Origin of the sequence: Falsirhodobacter sp. 1013, from assembly GCF_051195255.1 — a bacterium.
Taxonomy (GTDB): domain Bacteria; phylum Pseudomonadota; class Alphaproteobacteria; order Rhodobacterales; family Rhodobacteraceae; genus Falsirhodobacter.
In genome coordinates this window covers 364285-381731 of sequence record NZ_JBNJLK010000002.1, presented here as the reverse complement: position 1 = coordinate 381731, position 17447 = coordinate 364285, and the positions used below count along the sequence as shown (strand labels likewise).

Annotated in this window: 19 protein-coding genes; 10 read left to right on the top strand and 9 right to left on the bottom strand. The window is 67.9% G+C overall.

Translation table 11 applies throughout. The features are described 5' to 3' along the window. Positions 1–10 precede the first annotated feature (10 nt). Positions 11–1096 carry a BMP family ABC transporter substrate-binding protein gene (locus ACSHZY_RS05535; protein WP_435166540.1) on the top strand — a complete coding sequence of 362 codons (1086 nt, stop codon included), beginning with the start codon at positions 11–13 and terminating at the stop codon, positions 1094–1096. A gap of 103 nt (positions 1097–1199) precedes the next feature. Continuing rightward, positions 1200–1979: a GH25 family lysozyme gene (locus ACSHZY_RS05530; protein ID WP_435166537.1), complete on the top strand. Its 780-nt coding sequence runs from the start codon at positions 1200–1202 to the stop codon at positions 1977–1979. On the opposite strand, the gene ACSHZY_RS05525 is transcribed toward ACSHZY_RS05530, so the two are convergent. From ACSHZY_RS05525 to ACSHZY_RS05515, 3 genes are read right to left on the bottom strand one after another with little or no spacing between them, the layout of a single operon-like run. Continuing rightward, a complete protein-coding gene (locus ACSHZY_RS05525; RefSeq protein WP_435166534.1) occupies positions 1980–2771 on the bottom strand; it encodes a metal ABC transporter permease in 792 nt (263 codons plus the stop codon). Next, a complete protein-coding gene (locus ACSHZY_RS05520; protein WP_435166531.1) occupies positions 2764–3504 on the bottom strand; it encodes a metal ABC transporter ATP-binding protein in 741 nt (246 codons plus the stop codon). Before ACSHZY_RS05520 ends, ACSHZY_RS05525 begins: the two co-directional genes overlap by 8 nt. Then, positions 3501–3977: a Fur family transcriptional regulator gene (locus tag ACSHZY_RS05515; protein ID WP_435166528.1), complete on the bottom strand. Its 477-nt coding sequence runs from the start codon at positions 3975–3977 to the stop codon at positions 3501–3503. The genes ACSHZY_RS05520 and ACSHZY_RS05515 overlap by 4 nt, the downstream gene beginning before the upstream one ends. 66 nt (positions 3978–4043) lie before the next feature. Here ACSHZY_RS05515 and ACSHZY_RS05510 point away from each other — a divergent pair, with 66 nt between their 5' ends. The 3 genes from ACSHZY_RS05510 (at position 4044) to ACSHZY_RS05500 (ending at position 6817) form a co-directional block, all read left to right on the top strand. Further along, positions 4044–4997 (top strand): zinc ABC transporter substrate-binding protein, encoded by a 954-nt coding sequence (locus ACSHZY_RS05510; protein ID WP_435166525.1) that lies wholly within the window; start codon positions 4044–4046, stop codon positions 4995–4997. A gap of 114 nt (positions 4998–5111) precedes the next feature. Beyond that, positions 5112–6029, top strand: a complete 918-nt coding sequence (locus ACSHZY_RS05505; protein WP_435166522.1) for a diacylglycerol/lipid kinase family protein — start codon at positions 5112–5114, stop codon at positions 6027–6029. Continuing rightward, positions 6026–6817 (top strand): metallophosphoesterase family protein, encoded by a 792-nt coding sequence (locus ACSHZY_RS05500; protein WP_435166519.1) that lies wholly within the window; start codon positions 6026–6028, stop codon positions 6815–6817. The genes ACSHZY_RS05505 and ACSHZY_RS05500 overlap by 4 nt, the downstream gene beginning before the upstream one ends. Here the strand turns inward: ACSHZY_RS05500 and ACSHZY_RS05495 are convergent. Together ACSHZY_RS05495 and ACSHZY_RS05490 are read right to left on the bottom strand one after the other, a co-directional pair. Next, positions 6814–7785, bottom strand: coding sequence for a type I glyceraldehyde-3-phosphate dehydrogenase (locus tag ACSHZY_RS05495; RefSeq protein ID WP_435166516.1), 972 nt, complete (start codon positions 7783–7785; stop codon positions 6814–6816). The two genes, ACSHZY_RS05500 and ACSHZY_RS05495, sit on opposite strands and share 4 nt — an antisense overlap. Before the next feature lie 58 nt (positions 7786–7843). Then, positions 7844–8629 carry a tellurite resistance TerB family protein gene (locus ACSHZY_RS05490; protein ID WP_435166513.1) on the bottom strand — a complete coding sequence of 262 codons (786 nt, stop codon included), beginning with the start codon at positions 8627–8629 and terminating at the stop codon, positions 7844–7846. Positions 8630–8789: 160 nt separating this feature from the next. On the opposite strand from ACSHZY_RS05490, the gene ACSHZY_RS05485 reads away from it, so the two are divergent. Together ACSHZY_RS05485 and hemP are read left to right on the top strand one after the other, a co-directional pair. Then, positions 8790–8915 carry a hypothetical protein gene (locus ACSHZY_RS05485; RefSeq protein WP_435166510.1) on the top strand — a complete coding sequence of 42 codons (126 nt, stop codon included), beginning with the start codon at positions 8790–8792 and terminating at the stop codon, positions 8913–8915. A gap of 38 nt (positions 8916–8953) precedes the next feature. After that, a complete protein-coding gene (gene hemP / locus ACSHZY_RS05480) occupies positions 8954–9073 on the top strand; it encodes a hemin uptake protein HemP (protein ID WP_241557940.1) in 120 nt (39 codons plus the stop codon). Positions 9074–9124: 51 nt separating this feature from the next. Here hemP and gshB read toward each other — a convergent pair whose 3' ends face one another. The 3 genes from gshB to rsmI are packed head-to-tail and all read right to left on the bottom strand — an operon-like array spanning position 9125 to position 11244. After that, positions 9125–10057 carry a glutathione synthase gene (gene gshB, locus ACSHZY_RS05475; RefSeq protein WP_435166507.1) on the bottom strand — a complete coding sequence of 311 codons (933 nt, stop codon included), beginning with the start codon at positions 10055–10057 and terminating at the stop codon, positions 9125–9127. Positions 10058–10093: 36 nt separating this feature from the next. Beyond that, positions 10094–10417, bottom strand: a complete 324-nt coding sequence (locus ACSHZY_RS05470; protein WP_435166504.1) for a YraN family protein — start codon at positions 10415–10417, stop codon at positions 10094–10096. Then, complete coding sequence (gene rsmI, locus ACSHZY_RS05465; RefSeq protein WP_435166501.1) at positions 10414–11244, bottom strand: 16S rRNA (cytidine(1402)-2'-O)-methyltransferase; 831 nt, start codon at positions 11242–11244, stop codon at positions 10414–10416. The genes ACSHZY_RS05470 and rsmI overlap by 4 nt, the downstream gene beginning before the upstream one ends. An 83-nt stretch (positions 11245–11327) precedes the next feature. Between rsmI and ACSHZY_RS05460 the strand changes: the two genes are divergently transcribed. The 3 genes from ACSHZY_RS05460 to murJ are packed head-to-tail and all read left to right on the top strand — an operon-like array spanning position 11328 to position 16763. Further along, the gene (locus ACSHZY_RS05460) at positions 11328–12497 is read left to right on the top strand and encodes a penicillin-binding protein activator (protein ID WP_435166498.1); all 1170 of its coding nucleotides are present in this window, start codon (positions 11328–11330) and stop codon (positions 12495–12497) included. Next, positions 12454–15225, top strand: coding sequence for a [protein-PII] uridylyltransferase (locus ACSHZY_RS05455; RefSeq protein ID WP_435166495.1), 2772 nt, complete (start codon positions 12454–12456; stop codon positions 15223–15225). Before ACSHZY_RS05460 ends, ACSHZY_RS05455 begins: the two co-directional genes overlap by 44 nt. Then, positions 15222–16763 carry a murein biosynthesis integral membrane protein MurJ gene (gene murJ, locus ACSHZY_RS05450; RefSeq protein ID WP_435166492.1) on the top strand — a complete coding sequence of 514 codons (1542 nt, stop codon included), beginning with the start codon at positions 15222–15224 and terminating at the stop codon, positions 16761–16763. Before ACSHZY_RS05455 ends, murJ begins: the two co-directional genes overlap by 4 nt. Here the strand turns inward: murJ and ACSHZY_RS05445 are convergent. Continuing rightward, a complete protein-coding gene (locus ACSHZY_RS05445) occupies positions 16754–17431 on the bottom strand; it encodes a rhomboid family intramembrane serine protease (protein ID WP_435166489.1) in 678 nt (225 codons plus the stop codon). The genes murJ and ACSHZY_RS05445 overlap by 10 nt on opposite strands. Between the last annotated feature and the right edge of the window lie 16 nt (positions 17432–17447).

Below are 17447 nucleotides of genomic sequence, written 5' to 3'. Positions count from 1 at the left end.
GGAGACCCACATGAAACGCAGACTGCTTCTGGCGACCGCCGCCGCGCTGATGGCGCTGCCCGCCGCTTCCTTCGCGCAAGGCATGGACAAGGTGAAGGCCTGCTTCATCTATGTCGGCCCGGTGGGCGACGGCGGCTGGTCCTTCCAGCACGATCAGGCCCGGCAGGCGCTGGCGGCGGAATTCGGCGACAAGGTCGACGCCACCACCTATCAGGAATCGGTGCCCGAAGGGGCCGACAGCGAACGCGTGATGACGCAGATGGCGCTGTCGGGCTGCAACATCATCTTCGCCACCTCCTTCGGGTACATGGACGCGGTGAACAACGTCGCCGCGAAGTTCCCGAAGGTGATGTTCGAACACGCCACCGGCTACCGCCGCGACCATGCCAACGTCTCCACCTATGACGCGCGCTTCTACGAAGGCCGCGCCGTCACGGGCACGATGGCCGGCCTGATGACAAAGTCGGACAAGATCGGCTATATCGGCTCGTTCCCGATCCCGGAAAACATCCAGGGCATCAACGCGGCCTATCTGGCGGCGAAGAAGGTGAACCCCGACGCCACGATGTCGGTCGTCTGGGCCTACACCTGGTTCGACCCCGCGAAAGAGGCCGACGCCGCCCGCGCGCTGATCGAACAGGGCGTGGACGTGATCCTGCAGCACACCGATTCCACCGCCCCGCTGGCCGAAGCGGCCAAGACCGAAGGCGTGGTCGGCTTCGGCCAGGCCTCCGACATGGCGGAGTTCAAGCCGAGCCCGCGCGTGGCGTCCATCATCGACAACTGGGCGCCCTACTACATCGAACGCGTGGGCGCGCTGCTGGATGGCACCTACAAACAGGGCGCGACCTGGGCCGGCATCGCCGGAGGGGAAGTTCAGATCGGCGAGATCACGGACGCTGTCCCCGCCGAGGTGAAGACCAAGGCCGAGGAAGTGCGCGACGCCATCGCCGCCGGCACCCTGCACCCGTTCACCGGCCCCCTGAAGAAGCAGGACGGTTCGGAGTGGCTGGCGGACGGCGAGACGCCGGACGACGCCGAACTGGCGGGCATGAACTTCTACGTCGAAGGCATCACGGGCGAGATCCCGAACTGACGCCGACAGCACGGGGCGCGGTGTTCCGCCGCGCCCCGTCACGCCCCCGTGACGGGGCGCACGATCCGGTGCACAAGGGTGGGCGATTCTGTCCGGAGATCCGATGCGCCCCGTTCGTCTTCTTGCCCTTCTGATCCTTGCCGTCCTGGCCGCCTGCGGCCCCCGGGAACCGATGTCCGTGCAGGGCCTCCCCCACCAGTTCGGCGACGCCGCCCCCTATGCCTGGCGCGGCCGCAACGTGCCCGCCGCCTATGCGGTGCATGGCATCGACGTGGCCCGTTATCAAAGCAACATCGACTGGGGCGTCGCGCGCAGCTATGGCGTGCGCTTCGCCTTCATCAAGGCGACCGAGGGGGGCGACTACACCGACCCGATGCTGAACCACCACCGTTCGGCGGCGCGGGCTGCGGGTGTGCCCTCCAGCGCGTATCACTATTATTACTTCTGCCGGACCCCGCAGGAACAGGCGGCCTGGTACATCGCCAACGTGCCGCGCCGAGCGGGCGACCTGCCCCCGGTCCTGGACATGGAATGGACGCCCACCTCGCGCACCTGCACCCGCCGCCCCCCGGCCGAGGAGGTGCGCCAGGACGCGGCCATCTTCACGTCGATCCTGACGCAGTATTACGGGCAGCGGCCGATCATGTACCTGACCGTGGACTTCTTCCGCGACAACGAGATGTGGCGCGTGCCGGGGGTGGAATTCTGGCTGCGATCCGTCGCCGGCCATCCGTCCGAGGTGCATCCGGGCCATGACTGGACGTTCTGGCAATACACCGGCACCGGCCTGATCCCCGGCATCGACGGGCGCGTGGACATCAACGCCTTCCGCGGCAGCGAGCCGGAATGGGCGGTCTGGCTCGCGCAGCGCGCGCAGCGCTGATCAGGCGCGGCGCAGGCGCCCCACCACCACCGCGACGGCAAAGATCGCCGCGGCGGCGGTGACGATGGACGGACCGGCCGGCGTGTCGAAATGGTACGAGGCCCAAAGCCCGCCCAGCGCCGACGCCGCCCCGATCAGCGTCGCCCCCACGGCCATCGCCTCCGGCCCCCGGCTGACGGCCCGTGCGGCGGCGGCCGGCACGATCAGCAGGGCGGAAATCAGCAGCGCCCCCACGATCTTCAGGGAAATCGCCACCACCAGCGCCAAGGCCAGCGTCAGCACCAGCCGCTCCCTCAATGGGGAAATGCCGTCGGCATGGGCCAGATCCTCGTTCACCGTGGTCAGCAGCAGCCGGTTCCAGCGCCACGCGATCAACGCCACCACCAGCGCCGCCCCGCCCCAGATCACCGCAAGATCGGCGCGTGACACCGCAAGGATGTCGCCGAACAGATAGCTCTCAAGGCTCAATTGCACGTTCTGCACGAAGCTGATCGCGACAAGGCCAAGGGCCAGCGCCGCATGGGCCAGAACGCCCAGCACCGTGTCCGCCGCCCAGCCGCGCCCCGTCAGGTTCGCCACGGTCAGCCCCATCGCGGCGGCCACGGCCGCGGCCCCCACGGCGATCGGCAGGTCGCTTGCCAGCGCCAGCGCCACGCCCAGGATCGCGGCATGCGCGGTCGCGTCTCCGAAATAGGCCATGCGCCGCCACACGACGAACACGCCCAGCGGCCCGGTGGAACAGGCGACGCCCACCCCCGCCACGGCGGCGCGCGTCAGAAAATCGTCAAACATGGTCGTGCCCCTCGCAGCCGTCGTGATGGTGCCCGTGGTCGTGGCGGTGCTGATACAAGGCCAAGGCCCCGCGCGTCCCCTCGCCGAACAGGGCGCGGTATTCGGGGGCGTTGGACACGACATGCGGCGTGCCTTCGCAGCAGATATGCCCGTTCAAACACACCACCCGGTCCGAGGCGGCCATGACCACGTGCAGGTCGTGGCTGACCATCAGGACGGCGGCGCCGGTTTCGGCGCGCACCTCCTCCAGCAGGCGGTAGAAGGCGGCCTCCCCCGGCTGGTCCAGGCCTTGGGTCGGTTCGTCCATCAGGATCGCTTCGGGTTTCACAAGCAGGGCGCGGGCCAGCAGGACGCGCTGCATCTGCCCGCCCGACAGGCCGGACATGGGCCGCCTCTCCACCCCCGGCAGGCCGACACGGGCCAGCGCGGCCGCGATGTCGGCCCGCGACTGGCGGCGGGGCAGCGACAGGAACCGCGCCACCGGCAGCGGCAGCGTCGGGTCCAGTGCCAGCTTTTGCGGCACATACCCGATCCGCAGCCCCGCCCGGCGCGTCACCCGGCCGGAGGCGAGGGGGACGATCCCCAGAAGCGTGCGCAGCAGCGTGGACTTGCCCGACCCGTTGGGCCCGACGATGGTCACGATCTCGCGCGGGTTCAGTTGCAGGGACACGTCCTGCAACACGGGCTGCGAACCAAGGGTGACACTCACCCGCTCGGCATGGATCAGGGTCATGCGGCCTCGCGGCAGGCGGGGCAAAGGCCGACCGCCTCCACATTCGAGCGTTCGATCACGAAGCCGAGCTCCTGCGCCGCCGCGTCCAGCGCCTCGCGCACCGGTTCGGCGGGGGCTTCGGCGACGATGTTGCAGGTGCGGCAGATCAGGAAGGCGGGGGCGTGCGCTTCGCCCGGATGCATGCAGGCGGCAAAGGCGTTCAGGCGGCGGATGCGGTGGGCCAGCCCCTGCTCCACCAGAAACTCCAGCGCGCGATAGGCCACGGGGGGCTGGTTGCCGAATCCTTCGGAGGCCAGGCGTTGCAGCACGTCATAGGCGCCCAGCGCGCGATGCTCCTCCAGCAGGATTTCCAGCACGCGCCGGCGGACGGGGGTCAGGCGCAGGCCCTTTTCGGCCGCGATGCCTTCGGCCCGCTTCAGGACATCGCCAGAACAATGGGCGTGATCGTGGCGGGAGAAAGCCAGCGGGTCCATGGGCACCTCTTGACGTGTTACGTTATTACATTTACCCATATGGCGACCGAACGAAAGGGTATCAAGATGCGTTATACCATATCGCTGCTGCTGGCGAGTGTCGCGGCCACCCCCGCACTGGCGGATGTGAAGGTCGTGACCGACATCTCTCCGGTCCAGTCGCTGGTGGCGCAGGTCATGGGTGACACGGGCACGCCCGACCTGATCCTGCCGCCCGGCAGCGATCCCCATCATTTCCAGCTGAAGCCAAGCCAGGCGGGCGCCATCCAGGACTCGGACCTCGTGATCTGGCTGGGGCCGGAAATGACGCCTTGGCTGAGCGCGGCGCTGGACGCCCGCAGCGGCGAGGAGCTGGAGCTTCTGCACATTGACGGCCTGACCACCCGCCAATACGCCGAAGGCGAGCATGAGCATGAGCATGAGCATGAGCATGAAGCACATGATCACGGGCACGAGCACAACGCCGATCATGATCATTCCGAGGAAGGCGAGGAGCATCACCACCACGAGGGCCTTGATCCCCATGCCTGGCTGAATCCCGACAACGCCCTTGTCTGGCTGGACGCCATCGCCGCCAAGCTGTCGGAGATGGATCCCGAGAATGCCGAAGCCTATGCCGCGAACGCCAAGGCCGCCGGGGCGGAGATCACATCCCTCGACGCCGACCTGACGACGCAACTGGCCGATCTGCACGGCAGGCCCTTTGTCACCTTCCACGACGCCTACGGTTATTTCGCGGACCACTACGACCTGAGCCCGGCGGGTGCGATCTCGCCCGGCGACGCGTCCTCCCCCTCGGCCCAGCGTCTGGCGGAGATCAGGGAAAAGGCCGGTCCCGCGACCTGCATCTTCCCCGAAACGCAGCACGACCCGAAGCTGGCCCGGCAGATGGCCGACGATGCGGGCGTACAGCTGGGCGGCGCGCTGGACCCCGAAGGCTCGCAATTGTCGCCCGGCCCGCAGCTTTACGCGCAGCTGATGCACGGGCTGGCCGACACGCTGACCGCCTGCCTGAAGTGACCCCAAGGCGGGCCGCCTTCCCCCCGCGGCCCGCTTTTCCAGGACATGACGGCCTTTGCGGAAACCAGAGGCGGTGCTGCGGCGTTGCCCCTGTGCCCGTAGCCGGAGACCTCCATGGCCCTTGATCCTTCCACCATCTGCGTGATCGCCAACCCCAAGTCGGGCCGCAACAGCCACGACGCGCAGGCGATCGACACGGCCATGTCCGTGTTCGGCACCGCCACCCTGCGCCGCTGGCAGGAAGGGGAGGACATGAAGGACGCCGTCCGCAAGGCCGTGGAGGACGGGTTCACCACCATCGTCGCCGCCGGGGGGGATGGCACGGTAATGGGCGTGGCCAACGCGCTGGTCCACACCGATGTGAACCTAGCCGTGCTGCCCTTGGGCACCTTCAACTATTTCGCGCGGGGGCTCGGGCTTCCGCAGGAACCCGACGAGGCCGCCCGCGCCATCCTGAACGGCCATTCCCACCGCATTTCCGTAGGCGCGGTGAACGGCATCGTGTTCCTGAACAACGCGAGCCTGGGCATCTATCCCGCGATCCTGAAGCAGCGGGAATCCGTTTATGAACGCTTCGGTCGCAGGCGCGTGGCCGCGCACTGGTCGGTGCTGAAGACCTTCCTGCGCTATCGCCGCCCATGGCGCGTCACTCTGGAGGTGGACGGCGAACGCCGGCAGGTGTCCACCCCCCTGATCTTCGTGGCCCGCTCCGCCTATCAGCTGGAACGGTTCGGCCTTCCCGGGTCGGCCGAGATCAGCGAAGACGATCTGGTCGCCTTCATCGCCAAGGGTGAAGGGCGCGCATCGCTGTTGAAGACCACGTGGAACCTGTGCCGGGGCAAGGTGAAACTGGGGCGGGACGTGGACCTTCTGCATGTGAACGAATTCACGGTGGAAACGAAGAAATCCAGCCTTCTGGTCGCCTATGACGGGGAAAAGAGCCGGATGGACACGCCTCTGACGTTCGAGATCCTGCGCGACGCGCTGTCCATCATCCTTCCCGACGAGGCCGACCGGGTGGAGACCCCATGAGGCGGATCGTCCACCTGTCGGATCTTCACTTCGGCCGCACCTCCCCCGCCCTTCTGGAACCCCTGCTGGAAAAGGTGAACACGCTGTCGCCGGACCTGTGCGTCATTTCCGGCGATTTCACCCAACGCGCCCGCCGCTGGCAGTTCGAGGAGGCGCGGTCCTTCATCGACCGCATCACTGCCCCCGTGCTGGCGGTGCCCGGAAATCATGACACGCCGCTGGACAACCTTTGGGTGCGCCTGACGCGGCCATGGGAACGCTACCGCGAATACATCGCCACCGATCTGGAACCCACCTTCGAGAATGACCGCATCCGCGTCGTCGGCGTGAACACGGTCAACCCCCTGGCACATCAGACGGGCCGCCTGTCCTCCCACACCCTGAAACGGGTGTGCAACGCCTTTGCGGATGCCGGTGACAAGGCGCGCGTCGTCGTTCTGCACCACCCGCTGGAGCATCTGGAGGGCAGTGACAAGCGGCTGATGCGCGGATCGGCCAAGGCGCTGAAGGCGCTGGCCGAGTGCGGGGCGGACGTGGTTCTGTGCGGGCACATCCACACCACGCATATCGGGCCCTTCACCACCGCGCCGGGCTTGCTGTTCGTGCAGGCGGGCACCGGCCTCTCGACCCGCCTGCGCCATCAGGACAACAGCTTCAACGTGCTGGACGTGTCACGGGCGGAAATCACGGTCCGCGCCATCTCCGCCGGTGAGGAGGCGCGTTTCGTGGAAACCGCCGCCCACACCTTCCGCCGTGCGCCCGAAGGCTGGTTGCAGCTGGACAGCTAGGCCAGCCGCAGCGCCATGTCGAGCATGCGGTTGGAAAAGCCCCATTCGTTGTCGTACCAGCCGAAGACGCGCAAAAGACCTTGATCGGTCCGGCGCGTTTCCGGCGTGGCCATGACGATGCTTTCCGGCCGGGCGCGCAGGTCCGTGCTGACCAGCGGGCCATCCACCGCCCCGATCACGCCGCCCGCGTTGCGGAAGGCCAGATTCACCGCGTCCACATCGACGGGACGTTCGGTCATCACCGCCAGATCCACGGCGGAGACGGAGGCGACCGGCACCCGCACCGCCGACCCCTGCACCCGCCCCGCCAGATCCGGCAGGACCTGATCCAGCAGCCGCTGGGCGGAGGTGGTGGTGGGCACCATCGACAGCGCCGCCGCGCGCGACCGCGCGAAATCCGCCGCCGGCGCGTCCATCGTGGGCTGGCTTCCGGTGTAGCAGTGGATCGTGGTCATCGTCCCCGTGACCACGCCCCATTCGGCGTCCAGCAGCTTCACCAACGGGGCCAGCGCGTTCGTTGTGCAGCTGGCGTTGGAGATGATGCGATGTCCGGCGGTCAGCGCCCCTTCGTTCGCGCCAAGGACCAGCGTCACGTCGGCGGCCTTTGACGGGCCCGACACCAGAACGCGCCTCGCCCCCGCGATCAGGCCGCGTTCGGCGACCTCTCGGGTGTCAGCGCGGCCGGTGCATTCCATCACCACGTCGATGCCCGACAGGTCCAGCACCGACAGGTCCTGCGTGCGGTGCAACGGGATCGCGCGGCCGTTCACGACCAGCGCCCCGCCTTCCAGCGCCACCGTGCCGGGGAACGGTCCGAAGACGCTGTCATACTGGAACAGGTAGGCGCACATCTCGGCTGTGGCGATGTCGTTGATGCCCGCGATCTCGATTCCCGGCCAGCCGCCCTGCGACCACGCCCGCAGGACGGATCGCCCGATCCGCCCGAAACCGTTGAGGAATATCCGCATCGCGCCCTCCGTTCATCCGCACCTTGTCCAAGCACGGATGCGCGGCGGGCGCAATCGGTCAGGCCAGCTCGGCCACGCGGGCGTGAAGGTGGCACACAAGTTCGGGATCCAGCCCCAGGCGGGCGGCGAGCATGGCCAGATAGCCCTTTTCCGCCGCGCCGTCCGGGTTCACCACCAGAAGGGAGGCGGCGTAAACCTCGGCCCCTTCCTCGGGCGTGCGGGCCAGGGCCGCGATGCGGCCCACATCCAGCGGCGCGGCCAACTCGTCGGCGATCAGGCGCTCGGCCTCCGCGTCCAGACCCAGCTGGGCCAGCTGCGTTTCGATTCGCTGCCGTTCGTCTGGGGTCACATGGCCATCGGCCTTGGCCGCCGCGACCATCACCTGCACCAGACGGGTGGCCAGATCGTCCGCCGCCGCGGGATCGGAGGGCAGGAACGCCGTCCCCTCGGGCGAGGGCAGCGCCTTCGGTTCGGCGTCCTTCGTGACGGCCTTGCCGTCCTGCCAGTCCTGCCACGCACGATAGGCCAGCGCACCCACAACTGCCGCACCGCCCACCTTCAGCGCACCGCCCGCCACGTTGCGCACATCCTTGCCGCCCAGCAGCAGCGCCAGAAGACCGCCGCCCGCCGCCACCTTGGTCACATTGCCCTGCTGGTCCCACATCCCCTTGGCCTGCCCCGCCAAACCGCCCAGCGAGCCGCCCTGCACGCCGGCCAGCATGCTCTTCGCCTGCTCGGCCAGACCACCGGCGCCGCCTGTTCTGCCCTTTGCCTGCCCTGCAAGACCGGCCAGCCCGCCCGAGCCGCTCATCAACCCGTCCAGAAGCTTCATCGCGTTTTTCATCGGTTTCTCCATGCTTTGCAAAGATATGGGCAGCCCCTGCCCCGAACGGTCTGCGTCAAAAGGACGCCTGCTTATTCCCGAGTAAATAAATCAGGCTTTACAAGCCCGAGATAATCACTAAGGATTTGACTCACAGAGTCACTTGTCCCGCAGGAATGCCATGACACACCGCCCACCGGAAAAGCCCGACACGGACCTGACCGAAGTCTTGCGGCAGGTGTTGTCCGGCCTTGCACCGACCCACGGGTATTCCCTTCTCATCGACCGACTGGAGCGCAGATCATGAACGCGATGACCGACCTTTCCCACCTGATCGACACCAGCATGCCCGTGCATGACGCCACCCGCCTGACGGATGGCGGCAACCAGGCGCGGATCGTGCTGAACGGCCAGATCTACAGCCTGCGGATCACCCGCGCGGGCAAGCTGATCCTGACGAAGTGAACGCAAAAGGCCCGCCACACCGGCGGGCCTTTTTCTTGATGCGGGGCTGGATCAGGCCTTCGCTTCGATCGCGTCCCAGATCAACGCCGCGCCGTTGGTGCCGTCGAAGCGTTCCAATTCCTGAAGACCGGTGGGCGAGGTCACGTTGATCTCGGTCAGCCAGTCGCCGATCACGTCGATGCCAACGAAGATCTGGCCCTTTTCCCGCAGGGTGGGCCCGATGATGCGGCAGATCTCGCGGTCACGCTCGGTCAGGGCCACCTTTTCGGGACGGCCGCCGACATGCATGTTGGACCGCGTTTCCCCGGCCTGCGGCACGCGGTTGATCGCGCCGATCGGTTCGCCGTTCACCAGGATCACGCGCTTGTCGCCCTTGGACACCGCGGGCAGGAACTTCTGCACGATCAGCGGCTCGCGGCTGATGCCGGTGAACATCTCGTGCAACGAGGCGAGGTTGCGGTCGTTCGGGTCCAGCCGGAACACCCCCGCACCCCCGTTGCCGTACAGCGGCTTCAGGATGACGTCGCCGTGGCGGGCCTTGAACTCCCGGATGGTGGCCAGATCGCGTGCGATCATCGTGGGCGGCGTCAGGTCCGGGAAGGTCAGGACCAGCAGCTTTTCGGGATAGTTGCGCACCCAGAACGGGTTGTTCACGACCTGCACCGACGGTGGCAGCATGTCCAGAAGATGGGTGGAGGTGATGTAGCCCATGTCGAAGGGCGGGTCCTGCCGCAGCCAGACCACGTCCATGGTCGAGAGGTCCACCACCTGCGTGTCGCCGAAGGTGACGTGGTTGCCCTTTTCGCGCCGCAAGGTCATCCACTGCCCGCGCGCGGTGATCCGCCCCTCGTCGAAGGCGAGGTGGTCGGGATGGTAGTGGAACAGCTCGTGCCCCCGCGCCTGCGCTTCCAGCGCGATGCGGAAGGTGCTGTCACCGTCGATGTTGACGGACCCCATCGGGTCCATCTGGAATGCGACCTTCATGCGGCTCTCCTTCTTTTGCGCCTATCAGTGGCGCAGTCACTGGACATTGGCAATGACCTCCACCCGCCCGTCCACCACCAGCGCCACGTCGAAGCGGCAGTCGGTGCGCTGGCCCAGGGGTTCGTCCGCCAGCCACGCCAAGGCCGAGTTGCGGATGCGGGCGATCTGGCGCGTTTGCAGGGCATGGGCGGCGCGGCGGCCGGCCTTCACCTCCACGAAGATCACCGAACCGCCTTCGCGCAGGACCAGGTCGATCTCACCCCCCGGCCCCTTCCAGCGGCGCGCGGCCACGGGCAGGCCGTAATGGCGGATGACGATGTCCTCGGCCGCGAGGCCCGCATGGTGGTTTGTCGCGCTCAAAGCTTCAGGGCCAGTTGATAGACGTCGCGCTTGGGCAGGTTCAGGCGGGCGGCCACCTCGGCCGCGGCGTCCTTGACCGATGCATGCTCCAGGGCGGCGCGCAGGGCGTCTTCCACATCGGCCTCGGTCGCGGCCTGCGGAAGGGCGCGGTCGATCAGCACCACGATCTCCCCCTTCACCGACTGGTCGGCATAGGTTTCGGCCAGCGCAGGCAGCGTGTCGCGCACCGTTTGCTCGAACTTCTTGGTCAGTTCGCGGCACACCACCGCCTGCCGGTCGCCCATCACCTCCGCCATGTCGCGCAGGGAGGCTGCCAGTCGTTTCGGCGATTCGTAGAAGATCAGCGTGGCCTGAATGCCCGCCACCTCGGCCAGCGCCTTCTTGCGCGCGCCCGAAGCCGAAGGCAGGAACCCCGCGAAGAGGAACCGGTCCGACGGCAGCCCCGACACGGTCAGCGCGGCCAGAACGGCGGAAGGTCCGGGCGCCGTCAGCACCGGCAGGCCGGCGGCGATGGCGGCCCGCCCCAGCTCGAACCCCGGATCGGACACCAGCGGCGTTCCCGCCTCGGATGCATAGGCGACGGTCTTGCCCTCCTCCATCGCACGGATCAGGCGGGGGCCCGCGGTGTCGCCATTGTGGTCGTGATAGGCGACCAGCGGGCGTCCGTTCAGCGGGATGCCGTGGATTTCCATCAGGTGGCGCAGGGTGCGCGTGTCCTCGGCGGCCAGAACGTCGGCGTCGCGCAGGATGTCCAGCGCCCGCAGCGTGATGTCGCGCGCCGCACCGATGGGGGTGGCCACGAAGTGAAGCCCAGCGGCCAGCGCCATGTTCCGTCCTTCCAAAAGTTGCTTTCCACCTCCCGCCGCCCTAGGCTCTGCCCCGAAGCGCCACAGGGATGAGGAATACGCGAATGTTGTCTGTTTTCAGCCGCGCCCGCAAGCAGATGGGCCGCGCCGTCGTCGCCCTGTCGGCGCTTGCGATCGCCGCGTGCCAGCCGATCGACACCGCCGGCACCGCGCCGGGGGCCAGCCGCGGGCAGGCCGTGCAGGTCGCCCTGCTGGTTCCCGCCGGATCGGGAAAGGCCAGCGACGAGGATCTGGCCCGCGCGCTGGAAAACGCCGCGCGCCTTGCGATCCGCGACCTTGGCACCAGCCAGATCGTGCTGCAGGTCTATCCGACCGCGGGCCAGCCAGGCAACGCGGCGGCACAGGCGCAGAAGGCCGTCACGGCGGGCGCCGACATCATCCTGGGCCCGCTTTACGCGGCCGAGGCGAACGCCGTGGGCAGCGCCGTTCCGCAGAACGTCAGCGTGCTCGCCTTCTCCAACAACACCTCGGTCGCGGGCGGAAACGTCTTCGTGCTGGGGCAGACCTTCCAGAACACCGCGCGCCGGCTGGCCAGCTATGCCCAAAGCCAGAACGCGGGCCGCATGATGATCGTTTATGACAGCAACGCGGCCGGGGAAACCGGACGTGCGGCCATCGCCAGCGGGGCGCAGCAGGCCGGTGCCACGATCGTCGGACAGGAAGGTTACAGCTTCTCGCAGAACGGGATCCGGCAGGCGGCGCCGGGCATTGCGCAGCGCGCACAGGCGGGGGGCGCAAATTCAGTCTTCCTGACGGCCGACACCGCCGGCGCCCTTCCCGCGATCACCGAAGCCCTGCGCAGCAACGGCCTGACACCGGAGATGGTGCAGTTCATCGGCCTGACCCGCTGGGACATCCCGTCCGAAACGCTGGGTCTGCCCAGCCTGCAGGGCGGCTGGTTCGCGCAACCCGATCCGGCGCTGTGGGGCGGCTATGTCCAGCGCTACACCCAGGCCTATGGCCGTGCCCCGCATCCGGTGTCAGGCCTGGCCTATGACGGGGTGGCGGCCATAGGTGCGCTGGTGAAATCCGGCAAACCGCTCAGCCGTCCGGCGCTGACGCAAAGCGCGGGCTTTGCCGGAACCGGCGGCGCGTTCCGCCTGCTGCCCGACGGCACCAACGAACGGGCACTGGCCGTGTCGCGGATTTCCAACAACCAGGTGAGCGTGATTGACCCTGCCCCCCGCAGCTTCCGTGGCGGCTTCGGCTTCTGAGCCGGGGCCCCGCGACGGCCTTCTGACCGACCTTCCGACCGAAGCGGGCCTTCTGGCGGCGATCCGCGCCGAGCTGGCCCGCCCCCTCGATCCCCGCGCGGCGCGCGAGGTGGCCGTCCGCCACCTGACCGCCGCGCGGGTGGCGACGGAAGCCCGGCTGAAGGCCAGCTTTGCCGAAAACCCCCTGTCCTCCCGCGCGCTGATCCGCGATCAGGCGCGGCTGGTCGACGCGATGGTGGGCGCGGCCTTTCATCTGGCCTGCGACCTGCACCTTGACGGGCAGACCCCCGTGGCGGTGCTGGCCGTCGGCGGCTATGGCCGGGCCGAGATGGCGCCGTTTTCGGATGTCGACCTGCTGTTCCTGACGCCCCCCCGCAGCAATCCGCAGATCGAGGCGGCGGTGGAAGCCACCCTGTACATCCTGTGGGACCTGAAGCTGAAGGTCGGCCACGCCACACGCTCCCTTCGCGAATGCCTGCACATGGCGCGCGAGGACATCACCATCCGCACGGCCCTTCTGGAACACCGCGTCCTGACCGGCGACTTCGCCCTTTGGGCGGAGTTGGGGGAGCGGCTGTGGTTTGACCTGTTCCGCCGGTCGGGGCCGGAGTTCATCGAGGCGAAGCTGGCCGAACGGGCCGACCGCCACAAGCGTCAGGGCGGCCAGCGCTACGTGCTGGAACCCAACGTGAAGGAAGGCAAGGGCGGGCTGCGCGACCTTCAGACCCTGTACTGGATCGGCAAGTACCTGCACCGCGTGCCCCGCGCCGAAGGGCTGGTCGCGGCCGACCTTTTCACGCGCGAGGAGTACGAGACCTTCCGCGACGCCGAGGATTTCCTTTGGACCGTGCGCTGCCACCTGCATTACGCGGCCAAACGTGGGGTGGACCAGCTGACCTTCGACATGCAGGTGGAGGTCGCTGCCCGCATGGGCTACGAGGATCGCCCCGGCCGTCGCGGCGTGGAACGCTTCATGCAGGCCTATTTCCGGCAGGCCACCACCGTGGGAGAGCTGACGGCGATCTTCCTCGCGGAACTGGAAGCGCGGCACGCCAAGCGTGAGCCGGACCTTCTGGGCCTGATCCGCCGCCGCAAGGCGCTGCGCCCGCAGTTCCGCCTGTCCCATGGCCGGATCGAGATCCGCGATCCGCAGACCTTCCTCGCCGACAAGCTGAACCTGCTGCGCATCTTCGAGGAAACGGTGCGGACCGGCTACATGATGCATCCCGACGCCGCGCGTCTGGTGGCGGCCAACCTCGACCTCATCGACGAGGACATGATCCACAATCGCGAGGCGAACCAGATCTTCCTCGATCTGCTGCTGAAGCACGGCAACCCCGAACGTGCGTTGCGGCGGATGAACGAGGTGGGGGTGCTGGGCGCCTTCATGCCGGAATTCGGCCGCATCGTCGCGATGATGCAGTTCAACGTGTATCACCACTACACGGTGGACGAGCACACGATCCAATGCATCTCCACCCTTGCCCGGATCGAGAAGGGGGAGCTGGCGGACGAGCTGCCCATGACGCCCGAGGTGATGGGGGGCGCTAATCGCCGCGTCATCTACATCGCGCTGCTGCTGCACGACATCGGCAAGGGCCGGCCCGAGGAGCATTCGATCCTGGGCGCCCAGATCGCCCGCCGCGTGGCCCCCCGCCTTGGCCTGTCGGCCGAAGAATCGGAAACGGTGGAATGGCTGGTGCGCCATCACCTGCTGATGTCCGACGTGGCGCAGAAGCGCGACATCTCGGACCCGCGGACGGTGCGGGATTTTGCCAAGGCCGTGCGGTCGCGCCGCCGGCTGGACCTGCTGACGATCCTGACAGTGTGCGACATCATCGGCGTGGGCCCCGGCACGTGGAACAACTGGAAGGCGCAGCTTTTGCGCCAGTTGCACCGCGACACCGAAACCGTGCTGGAAGGCGGGCTGGAAACGCTGAACCGGCAGGCCCGCGAAGGCGAGGCGCGCCGCGCCCTGCGCGAGGCGCTGGCCGGCTGGGACCCCCGCCAGCTGCGGGCCGAGATGAACCGCCATTACCCGCCTTACTGGCAGGGGCTGCCCACCTCGGCCCATGTGGTGCTGGCGGGGATGCTGCGTGGCTTGGGCGATGACGAGATCCGGATCGAGCTGGACGCCGAGCCCGACCGCGCCGCCACCCGCGCCTGCTTTGCGCTGGCCGACCATCCGGGCATCTTCTCGCGCCTCGCCGGGGCCCTGGCGCTGGCGGGGGCGAACGTGGTCGATGCGCGCACCTACACGACCAAGGACGGCTATGTGACCACCGTCTTCTGGGTGCAGGACGCCGACGGCGCCCCCTACGAGGTGGCCCGCCTGCCCCGCCTGCGCCAGCTGATCGAACGCATCCTGAAGGGAGAGGTCGTGACCCGCGAGGCGCTGGCCGATCGCGACAAGGTGAAGAAGCGCGAAAGCGCCTTCCGCTTTCCCACCCACATCGTCTTCGACAACGAAGGATCCGAGATCTACACGATCATCGAGGTGGACACGCGGGACCGTCCGGGCCTGCTCTATGACCTGACGCGCACGCTGGCGACCGACAACATCTACATTGCGTCGGCGCAAATCGCGACCTATGGGGCACAGGTCGTCGACACCTTCTATGTGAAAGACATGTTCGGACTGAAACTGCACAACAAGTCCCGCCGCGAAAGCCTGGAGGCGAAGCTGCGCCGCGCCATCACCGAAGGCGCGGCGAGGGCGGGGCGTTGAGCCGCAGCCTCGTTCGCGGCTTCCTGACCGTCGGCGGCTGGACCTTCGGGTCACGGCTGGTTGGGTTCACGCGCGACATCATGATGGCCGCCTATCTGGGCGCAGGCCCGGCGGCGGAGGCGTTCCTTGTCGCCTTCTCCCTCCCGAACATGTTCCGCCGCTTCTTTGCCGAAGGCGCGTTCAACATGGCCTTTGTGCCGATGTTCGCGAAAAAGGTGGAAGGCGAGGAAGACCCCAAGGGCTTCGCCCGCGACGCCTTCAACGGGCTGGGAACGGTGCTGATCGCGGTCACGCTGATCGGCACGCTGGCCATGCCGCTTCTGGTCTGGGCCATGGCCTCGGGGTTCGGGGGCGACGAACGGTTCGGGCTGGCGGTGGAATACGGGCGGATCGGCTTCGTCTACATCCTGTTCATCTCCCTCGTCGCGCTGATGTCGGGGGTGCTGAACACCCATGGCCGCTTTACGGAAGCCACGATTGTGCCCGTGCTGATGAACATCGTGTTCATCCTGGCGATGCTGCTGGCCGACCGGATGAACTGGGACATGGGCCTGACGCTGGCCTGGACCGTGCCGGTGACGGGGATCGCGCAATTCGCCTTCACCTGGTGGGCGGCGCGGCGGGCGGGCTACACCTTCCTGCCCGGACGCCCCCGCCTGACGCCCGAACTGAAGCGCCTTCTGGTCATCGCAGGGCCGGCCGTGATGGCGGGCGGCGTGGTGCAGATCAACCTTCTGGTGGGGCGGCAGGTCGCCTCCTTCACCGAAGGGGCGGTGGGCTGGCTGTCCTATGCGGACCGTTTGTACCAGCTTCCCCTGGGCGTGGTGGGCATCGCCATCGGCACGGTGCTGCTGCCGGAACTGTCGCGCCGCCTACGCGCCGGGGACCATGAGGGCGGCCGTGCCAGCTTCAACCGGGGGATGGAGTTTGCGGCCCTGCTGACCCTGCCCGCCGCCGTGGCGCTGGTGGTGCTGGCGCTGCCGCTGGTGCAGGTGCTGTATCAGCGCGGGGCGTTCACGGCGCTGGACACGCAGAACACCGCGCTGGTGCTGGGCGCCTATGGTCTGGGCCTGCCGGCCTTCGTTCTGCACAAGCTGTTCCAGCCGCTGTATTACGCGCGGGAAGACACGCGCAGCCCCTTCCGCTTTGCCCTCTGCGCCATGGCGGTGAACGTCGTCTTTGCCGTCGGGCTGATGCCGGTGATGGGCTTTCTGGCGGCCGCGCTGGCCACCACGGTGTCGGGCTGGGTGATGTTCGCGCAGCTGTGGTGGGGTGCGCGCCACATGGGCGACGCCGTGCGTCCGGACGGGCGGCTGAAGGCGCGGCTGCCGCGCATCTGTCTCGCCTCGGTTCTGATGGGCGTGGTGCTGCTGGTGGCCGCGCAGGCGATGGCGGGACCGCTGGCGACCCCCGCGCTGCGCTATGCCGCGCTGGCGGCGCTGGTCGGGCTCGGGATCGTCAGCTATTTCGGGTCGGCTTTCCTGCTGGGGGCGTTCCGCCCGTCCGACATGAAGGCCGCGATGCGCCGTCAGCGCTGACGCAGGCGGGCCACCACGCGCGACCATCCGCCGGGGCTGACAAGGAAGGACAAAAGGAACCCGGCGGCAAAGCCCGCAAGGTCGGCCACCCATTGCAGCCCGCCGCCGAACAGCGCCGCGAAGATCAGCTGCACCCCCATCAGAAGGCCTATCAGGCTGAACGCGCGGTAGGGGTTGCTGCCCGTGCCGGCCAGATTCACCCACAACAGGAAGGTGAAGCCCCCGATCAGCCCGTAGACGGCGGGATAGGCGCCATAGAGCGGCATCACGTTTCCGGGCAGCGCCATGAAGACCAGCGCCCCGGCAATGGCCGCGCCGAAGAACACGACCAGCACGGCCAGCGGGCGAAACGCCTCCCCCACCATCTTGCCCAGCGCCAGAAGGATCACCACGGCAAAGATCGCCTGCGTGACCGACCCCTGCACGAAGGGATAAAGCACGATCCGCATCACGTGCTGGGGCGGCCAGTCGCCCGCCGCCCACATTGCCTTGAAGATCTGCGGGAAGAAGGCGAAGCGCTCCACCGCCTCCAGCCGCCAGCCGATGGCGCCGGGATTCGACGTCAGGCCCGACTGGCCCAGCGCGAAGGCCAGTTCCATCGCGATCATGGGCAGCGCCAGCAGCCACACGACCCAGGGGAGCGGATTGATCGGAGCTTCGGTCTGCATCGCTTTTCCTTGCCTT